The sequence below is a fragment of the Streptomyces sp. NPDC090077 genome (assembly GCF_044747545.1).
GTDB lineage: Bacteria > Actinomycetota > Actinomycetes > Streptomycetales > Streptomycetaceae > Streptomyces.
Genome location: NZ_JBIVEG010000002.1, coordinates 363356 through 369167 on the forward strand (window position 1 = coordinate 363356; position 5812 = coordinate 369167).

A 5812-nucleotide genomic window follows, 5' to 3' on the forward strand; every position below is an offset into this window, starting at 1 on the left:
GTCTCTCACATCCGCACCAGGTCGCGGCGGCGGGCCAGCCACACGAAGAAGGGGGTTCCGACGATTCCCGTCATCACGGACACCTGGACCTCGCCGTGGTCCAGGACGATCCGGCCCACGGTGTCGGCGCCGACCAGCAGGACGGAGCCGCAGACCATCGACAGCGGCAGCGACCACCGGTGGTCGGAGCCGACGAGCATCCGCGCCGCGTGTGCGGCGATCAGCCCGACGAACGCCACCGGCCCGACGGCGGCGGTGGCGGCCGCGCACAGCAGCACGGCCACGGCGGCGCCCGCGAGCTGGGCCCGCTCCACCCGGACGCCCAGCCCGCGGGCGGTGTCGTCACCGAGCGCGAGCATGTTCAGGGTGCGGCCCAGGGGCAGGGCCAGGAGCAGTCCGGCGAGCGCGAAGGGGAGGATCTCGTCCAGTACCTGCGCCCGGCCGGCGAGCTGTCCGACCGACCAGAACCGCAGGCTGGCGTAGACGACTTCGTCGCGGACGACCAGCAGGGTCACGACGGAGGCCAGGAGGGCGGCCACCGCCACGCCGGCGAGGACCAGCCCGAGTGTGCTGCTGCCGGCCCGGGTCCGGGTGCCGATGAGGTAGACCGCCGCCGCGGTGAGCGCGGAGCCGGCCAGGGCGAGCCAGAAGAACTCGCCGGCGTCGTTCAGGTCGAGGAGCAGGATGCCCAGCACCACGCACAGGGCGGCGCCCTGCTCCACGCCGAGGATGCCCGGATCGGACAGCGGGTTGACCGTCAGGGCCTGCATGATGAGGCCGGAGGCGCCGAGGGCGGCGCCGACGGTCAGCCCCAGCAGGGTGCGCGGGATCCGCTCCGTCCAGAGCACGTCGTGGTCGTAGCCCGTCCCGAACGGGTCGAACAGGATGCGCAGGACGGACACCGGCGCGATGTCGCGGGCACCGATTCCGATGCCGGCGACCACCACCGCCAGCAGGATCAGACAGGCGAGCAGGGCGACCGGGGCTCCGCGCGCTGCACGGGTCCGTGCGACGGGCGGCTCCGGCCGCGCCGCCGCCGGCGGGGCGGTTTGCTTCATGGTGCTTCGGGGGCTCCTCACCGGATCCTCAGGACGAAGTTAGGTTAGCCTTACCGTAGTAGTGTTCGATCCAATGGTGGGGGCGGATCGATCGCACTGAGGGGTCGGATCCGGCCCCCGCCATGAGAACGAGGGGGGAAGTGCATGACCCGCACGACCGTTCACCGGACACCCGAGGGCGTACGCCGCCCGACCACGCCGCACCGGCTCCCGCGACCACGTGCCGTGGCCGACTTCCGGGCCGAGCCCGTCGGGCTCGCGGACGACGGCGTCGTGACGGCCGCCGGACATCCGCCGCACGTCCACGACTTCCACCAGTTCCTGTACGTGCCGCTCGGTGCGATCACCGTGACCGCGCTCGACCGGGACCACGAACTGAGGGCCTCGGTCGCCCTGTGGATCCCTGCCGGGGTGGTGCACGGCGCCCGGTTCGAACCGGGCGCGATCGTGCTGTCCGAGACCTTCGAGGCGGCACGCTTCGACCTGCCGTACGCCGAACCGACCCTGGTCAACGTCACCGATGCCCAACGGACCCTGCTCCTGGGCCGGATGCGCAGCAGCGCGGCGGGCCCCGACGACCCCGGGGTCTTCGCCGCGCTGTCCGCCGCGCACCCGGACTGCCTGCCGCTGCCGCAGCCGGTCAGCGAGGCCGCCCTCGCGGTGGCCCGGGGCCTGTCCCGGGACCCCGGCGACGGGCGGACCGCCACCGAATGGGCCGCCGGTCTCTACACCAGCTCCACCACCCTGCGCCGGGCGTTCCGCGCGGAGACCGGCATGGCCTTCTCCGAGTGGCGCACCCGGCTGCGGCTCAACCACGCCCTCTGCCTCCTGGACCAGGGCCAGTTGGTGGGGGAGGTCGCGGCCCGGGTCGGCTTCACGAGCGCCAACGGGTTCATCCTGGCCTTCCGCCGGTACTTCGGCCGGACCCCCGGCTCCTACGTCCGCGGGCAGGGGTCCGGCGCACCCTGAGGGCGGTCCGCGCTCACCAGGCGGCGGCGACCCCGGCGGCGGTGGTGACGTGCGCGCACCGGCCGGCCGCGTACGCGAGGGCCATCCGGTGGTCCTCGGCGGAGAAGTCCGCGACCGCGTCGGCCACGAGGAAGGCCTGGATGTCGCGCATCCACGCGTCCGCGGCCGTCAGCAGCACGCCGATGTGCGCGTACACCCCCGTGATCACCAGCTGGTCACGGCCGAGGGCGGCCATCCGCTCGGCCAGGTCGGTGCGGACGAAGGCGCTGTACTTCCACTTGGTGAGCACCTGGTCCGCGGACGACGGGGCCACGGCCTGCGGGATCGCCTCGGCCACGGGGTCCGCGGGCAGGCCCGGACCCCAGAAGTCCTGCTGCAGTCCGCGCTCGGCGGCGCTCTGACCGCCGCGCTGCGCGGTCCACAGGACCGGCACCCCGGCCCGCTCCGCCGCCGCGCGCAGCCCCGCCACCTCGCGCAGCAGGGCGGCGACGGTCGGCGAACCCTCGCCGTAGGCCGACAGGAAGTGGTTCTGCAGGTCGTGCACCAGCAGGACCGAGCGGGCGGGATCGGGCTTCCACCCGACCCGGTTGGCCGGCAGGTCGGCCTCGGCAGGCAGGGGATAGGCGTCGATGCGGGGGAGGGACATGGCGTTTCCGTTCGTAGTGGTGTGGGGCGGCGAGGTGTTCCGGGGCCGGCCGGAGGCGCTTCAGGCCGGTTCGCCCGCGGCGGTGGCCGCCGCCGCGCGCAGGTCCTTCTTGGAGACCTTGCCGACCCCGGTGGTGGGGAAGGCGGCGACGAACTCCACCCGGTCGGGCACCTTGTACCCGGCCAGCCCCCGGCCGCGCAGGAAGGACTTGACGGCCGCCGGGCGCAGCGGCTCGGCGCCGGCCCGCAGGACCACGTAGGCACAGGTGCGTTCACCGAGGTACGGGTCCGGTTCCGCCACCACGTTCGCGTCGTGCACGGACGGGTGGGCGAGGAGGTGGTTCTCGACCTCCTCGGCGGCGATCTTCTCCCCGCCCCGGTTGATCTGGTCCTTGGCCCGCCCTTCGACGACCAGGTGTCCGCCGGGCAGGGCGCGGACGATGTCCCCGGTGCGGTAGAACCCGTCGGCGGTGAAGGACCGGGCGTTGTGCTCGGGGGCCCGCCAGTAGCCGCGGATGGTGTACGGGCCCCGGGTCAGCAGGTGCCCGGTGGCACCCGGTTCCACCTCGCGGTCCTCGTCGTCCACGATCCGGATCTCGTCGTCCGGGGAGATCGGCCGCCCCTGGGTGCCGTTGACCAGCTCCTCGGGATCGTCCAGCCGGGTGTAGTTGACCAGGCCCTCGGCCATGCCGAAGACCTGCTGGAGCCGGCAGCCGAGGGCGGGCCCGGTCCGGCGGGCCGCCTCCTCGGAGAACTTGGCGCCGCCGACCAGCAGGACGTCCAGACTGCTCAGGTCGTGGCCGGTCCCGGCCGCCGCACCGGTCCACAGCAGGGCCAGCGGGGGCACCAGCCCGGTGATCGTCACCCCTTCGCGCTCGATCAGCGGGAACGCCGTCTCCGGTGCCGGCTGCGGGCACAGCACGACGCGGCCGCCCGCGTACAGCGCGCCCAGCGAACCGGGTGAGGACAGCGGGAAGTTGTGCGCGGCGGGCAGCGCCACCAGGTACACCGACTCGGAGGTCACCCCGCAGATCCCGTTCGAGGCCCGCACCGAGTACAGGTAGTCGTCGTGGGTCCGGGGGATCAGCTTCGGGACGCCCGTGCTGCCGCCCGACAGCTGGAGGAAGGCGACGTCCTGCGGCCGCGGCCGGTGCGCGGGCCCCGGCTCCGGGTCCACGGGCACGTCCGCCAGCGCGGTGAACGCGCCGGGGTCCGCGTCCGCGACGAACACGTGCCGCAGCGCGGGCACTTCCTCCCGGACCGCGGCCGCGAGCTCACGGTGGTCGAACCCGGCGAGCCGCCCCGGGCAGACGTACGCGGCGGCCCCGGTGAAGGAGCAGAAGTAGCCGATCTCCGCCTGCCGGTGGGCCGGCAGCGCGAACACCGGCAGCGCCCCGATCCGGAACAGGGCGAACACCACCTCGAAGAACTCGGCCGTGTTCGGCAGCTGTACGACGACCCGGTCCCCGGCGGCGATGCCCCGGGCGGTGAAGCCGGCCGCCATCCGGTCCGCGCGCCGGTCCAGTTCGGCGTACGTCCACTCCCGGCGCCCGCCGTCGGGGCCGCCCGCCGGGTCCACCACGGCCACCCGGCCGGGGTGGGCGGCGGCCCGCTCGCGCAGCATCCCGCCCAGGGTCTCGCCGCGCCAGTGGCCGGCGGCCCGGTAGCGCTCGGCGAACTCGGCCGGCCACAGCGGGGCGTCGGGCGACGGCACGGACGGCAGGTGTGCTGCGGATGCTTCGGACACGGTCACAGGGAGGCTCCCACGGCGCTGAGGAAGGTACGGAACTTCGCGGCGGTCTCCGCCGTCTCGGCGAGCGGGTCCGAGGCGGGGACGACACCGGCACCGGCGTACAGGCGCAGCAGTCCGTCCACCGCCTCGGCGCAGCGCAGGGTCACCACCCACTCCCCGTCGCCCGACGAGTCCTGCCAGCCGAGCATCCCGGTGTAGAAGCCGCGGTCGAAGGGCTCGACGTCGCCGATCATCCGGCGGGCGGCCGCCGTGGGCGTCCCGCACACGGCGGGCGTGGGGTGCAGCGCGGCGGCCACGTCCAGCGAGGTGGTGCCCGGGTCGGCGAGCGTCCCGGTCACGGTGGTCGACAGGTGCCACATGGTGGCGGTGCGCACCAGCGCGGGACGGGCCGGCACCTCCAGCGAGGAGCAGTACGGGGCCATGGCGCCGCGCACCTGCTCCACGACGACGGCGTGTTCGTGCAGGTCCTTCGCCGATTCCAGGAGCGCGGCGGCGCGCCGCACGTCCTCGGCCAGGTCCGCGGCCCGCGGCGTCGACCCGGCCAGCGGGTTGGCGACCAGCCGGCCGCCGCGCCGGGCCACCAGGAGCTCGGGGCTGGCCCCCAGCAGGGTCCGGCCGGGGCCCACTGGCAGCGCGAAGGTGTACCCGGCGGGGTCGAAGCGGGCCAGCCGGCCCAGCAGCACGGCCGGGTCGGGCTCGTGGCCGGGGGCCGACACCTCCAGGGTGCGGGCCAGTACGACCTTCTGCGCCTCGCCCGCCGTCATGCGGGCCACCGCTTCGGCGGCGGCCCGGGCGTACTGCTCGGGCGCGGGCACCTCGACGACCTTCCAGTCCAGGGCCTCCGGCGGGTCCGCGGGCAGGGTCACCAGCGGATCGGCCCGGAGTGGGGGACCGGTGCGCACCTCCCGCGGTACGGCCAGTGCGGCGGGGGCCGTGCTGTCGAAGGGCACCGCGCCGAGCACCACCGGCCGTGCGCTCCCGGCGCGGCGCGCCCGGTCCAGCGCGGCTCTGACCCGGTCGGGCAGCGGGGTGCCGTCGTCGGGCACGGCGGTGGCGGGCCCCTGCGCCAGCAGGGTGCGGGTGGGCGTGGCGAGGAAGCGGTCCCCCGGCCGGTAGGCGCCGAGCAGGGCGGTGGCGGCGCCCACGGCGGGGTGGTCCGGGGCGTCCGCCGCGGCGGACACGGGCGGTGCGGGGGGCAGGGCGGGCGGTGCGACTGGACGGACCGTCGGCACGGTGACTCCTCAGGGCTGCTGCGCGCGGGGCGCGCAGGGGGGGCAGGCAGGGGGTGCGGGTGGCGCGAAGGCGCACGCGGCGCGGCGCGATCGCGCGTGTTCCCGGGGACTTCGGGGACTTCGGGGACTTCAGGGGCTGCGGCCGGGCCGGCCCG

General features: G+C 75.4%; 5 protein-coding genes. 1 reads left to right on the plus strand and 4 read right to left on the minus strand.

All coding sequences use genetic code 11. The features are described from left to right. Window positions 1–5: 5 nt before the first annotated feature. Complete coding sequence (locus ACIPW5_RS05915) at window positions 6–1058, minus strand: FecCD family ABC transporter permease (RefSeq protein WP_401240900.1); 1053 nt, start codon at window positions 1056–1058, stop codon at window positions 6–8. 144 nt (window positions 1059–1202) lie between these two features. Here ACIPW5_RS05915 and ACIPW5_RS05920 point away from each other — a divergent pair, with 144 nt between their 5' ends. Further along, entirely contained in the window at window positions 1203–2027 is an 825-nt protein-coding gene (locus tag ACIPW5_RS05920; protein ID WP_401240903.1) for an AraC family transcriptional regulator, read from the plus strand. 13 nt (window positions 2028–2040) lie between these two features. Here the strand turns inward: ACIPW5_RS05920 and ACIPW5_RS05925 are convergent, their stop codons facing one another. The 3 genes from ACIPW5_RS05925 to ACIPW5_RS05935 are packed head-to-tail and all read right to left on the minus strand — an operon-like array spanning window position 2041 to window position 5624. Next, a complete protein-coding gene (locus ACIPW5_RS05925; protein WP_401240904.1) occupies window positions 2041–2673 on the minus strand; it encodes an isochorismatase family protein in 633 nt (210 codons plus the stop codon). Between the two features lie 60 nt (window positions 2674–2733). Further along, on the minus strand, window positions 2734–4419 hold the full coding sequence (locus tag ACIPW5_RS05930; RefSeq protein ID WP_401240906.1) for a (2,3-dihydroxybenzoyl)adenylate synthase: 1686 nt from the start codon (window positions 4417–4419) through the stop codon (window positions 2734–2736). A 2-nt stretch (window positions 4420–4421) separates the two neighbouring features. Then, on the minus strand, window positions 4422–5624 hold the full coding sequence (locus ACIPW5_RS05935; RefSeq protein ID WP_401241430.1) for an isochorismate synthase: 1203 nt from the start codon (window positions 5622–5624) through the stop codon (window positions 4422–4424). Between the last annotated feature and the right edge of the window lie 188 nt (window positions 5625–5812).

Coding starts and splice junctions, on each gene's coding strand:
- ACIPW5_RS05915 (WP_401240900.1), bottom strand. CDS start 1,058: ATGAAGCAAACCGCCCCGCCGGCGGCGGCGCGGCCGGAGCCGCCCGTC.
- ACIPW5_RS05920 (WP_401240903.1), top strand. CDS start 1,203: ATGACCCGCACGACCGTTCACCGGACACCCGAGGGCGTACGCCGCCCG.
- ACIPW5_RS05925 (WP_401240904.1), bottom strand. CDS start 2,673: ATGTCCCTCCCCCGCATCGACGCCTATCCCCTGCCTGCCGAGGCCGAC.